Annotated in this window: 1 protein-coding gene; it reads left to right on the top strand. The window is 63.1% G+C overall.

Features of this window, described 5'->3' with window-relative positions; all coding sequences use genetic code 11:
* Positions 1-72: 72 nt before the first annotated feature.
* The gene (locus ABD770_RS14935; protein WP_425562790.1) at positions 73-1311 is read left to right on the top strand and encodes an IS256 family transposase; all 1239 of its coding nucleotides are present in this window, start codon (positions 73-75) and stop codon (positions 1309-1311) included.
* Positions 1312-1351 lie beyond the last annotated feature (40 nt).

The following is a 1351-nucleotide window of genomic DNA, read 5'->3' as shown; positions in this document are numbered from 1 at the left end:
GGGACTGTCTTATTTTCGGTGTTTCTGGGTCGGCCTGACCGAGAGGAATAGGCCGTGATGGACACGACCGAGATGATCGATCCTGTGACGGGAGAGATCATCGATGAGCAGCAGCTCGCGGAGCAGCTGCTGAAGCAAGCGAAGGAACAGGGTGTCGACCTCGTCGGCCCCGACGGGTTGTTGAACGGACTCACCAAGCGGGTCCTGGAGACAGCGCTCGAGGCGGAGATGACCGAGCACCTCGGTCACGAGAAGCATCAGCAGGCTGAGAGTGGCAACATCCGCAACGGCAGCCGCTCGAAGACCGTGCTGACCGAGGTTGGTCCCGTCGAGATCGACGTGCCGCGGGACCGGGCGGGGTCGTTCGAGCCGAAGATCGTCAAGAAACGGCAGCGACGGCTCACCGGGGTCGATGAGATCGTGCTCTCGCTCACCGCGCGTGGGTTGACGACCGGAGAGGTGGCCGCGCACTTCGACGACGTCTATGGCGCGTCCGTGTCCAAGGACACGATCAGCCGGATCACCGACAGGGTCATCGAGGAGATGACCGAATGGCAGAACCGACCATTGGATCGCGTCTATCCAGTCGTGTTCATCGACGCCCTGGTGGTGAAAGTCCGCGACGGCCAAGTGCGGAACAAGCCGTTCTATATCGCGGTGGGTGTCACGGTGAACGGGGAGAGGGACATCCTCGGGATCTGGGCCGGCGACGGCGGTGAGGGAGCGAAGTTCTGGCTTGGTGTCCTCACCGAGATCAAGAACCGTGGCGCCGAGGACATCTGCATCGTCGTCTGCGACGGGCTCAAAGGGCTGCCGGAGTCGATCAACACCGCGTGGCCGCTGGCGACGGTGCAGACCTGCATCATTCATCTGATCCGGAACACGTTCCGGTTCGCCTCACGCCACTACTGGGAAGAGATGGGCAAGGACCTCCGGCCGGTCTATACGGCTCCGACTGAAGCGGCCGCTCGTGAGCGGTTCGAGGAGTTCGACGCGAAGTGGGGTGGGCAGTATCCAGCGATCTCGAAGCTCTGGCAGAACGCCTGGTCCGAGTTCGTGCCGTTCCTTGACTGGGACGTCGAGATCCGCCGGATCATCTGCTCGACGAACGCGATCGAGTCCCTCAACGCGCGCTACCGCCGCGCGGTCAGAGCCCGTGGACACTTCCCCAACGATGCTGCAGCGCTGAAGTGTCTCTATCTCGTGACCCGCTCGCTTGACCCGACGGGTCGGGGCAGGGCACGCTGGGCGACGAGGTGGAAGCCAGCGCTGAACGCGTTCGCGATCGCCTTCGAAGGCCGAATCAACTAATGACCGCCGGCCCAGAAACACCGTTCATCGGACACACCCG

Origin of the sequence: Microbacterium soli (assembly GCF_039539005.1) — a bacterium.
Lineage (GTDB): Bacteria > Actinomycetota > Actinomycetes > Actinomycetales > Microbacteriaceae > Microbacterium > Microbacterium soli.
This window is presented reverse-complemented; position numbering and strand designations above follow the sequence as displayed.

Coding starts and splice junctions, on each gene's coding strand:
- ABD770_RS14935 (WP_425562790.1), top strand. CDS start 73: ATGATCGATCCTGTGACGGGAGAGATCATCGATGAGCAGCAGCTCGCG.